This is a genomic window from Pseudoalteromonas sp. bablab_jr011, assembly GCF_016464045.1.
GTDB classification, from domain to species: Bacteria; Pseudomonadota; Gammaproteobacteria; order Enterobacterales; family Alteromonadaceae; genus Pseudoalteromonas; species Pseudoalteromonas lipolytica.
Genome location: NZ_JACDWU010000074.1, coordinates 1 through 336, shown reverse-complemented (window position 1 = coordinate 336; position 336 = coordinate 1). Strand labels below are relative to the sequence as shown.

Sequence of the window (336 nt, the reverse complement as noted above, 5' to 3'; positions counted from 1 at the left end):
TCACAAAATAGTCATTCCACCTGCAAATGAGAACATACTTTGGGAGTATGTTTATTCATACTAACACTGGCTAAAATACCGTTAACAGACACACTGTACATGGACTCTTTTTTTATGGATAAATACCTTGGCTCAGGCACGACTTTTACACCCCACAATGTACTTAGCTTACTTTCTCCTATTATTATCTGCAGCATCTGCGGCTTATTACTAAGTGGCTGCGATATCGAAAATAACATAGATAAGCTCACTGGAGAGCAAGACAAGCAAGTACATGCTCTTATTGAACGCACTAAAGCACACATGGTGTTTGTTGAAGGCGGGAGCTTTATGATG

Annotated in this window: 1 pseudogene; it reads left to right on the top strand. The window is 39.6% G+C overall.

Going from position 1 to position 336, the window contains the following annotated elements:
• Positions 1-114 precede the first annotated feature (114 nt).
• Positions 115-336, top strand: a pseudogene (locus tag JIG41_RS01915) (hypothetical protein); the annotation flags it as partial.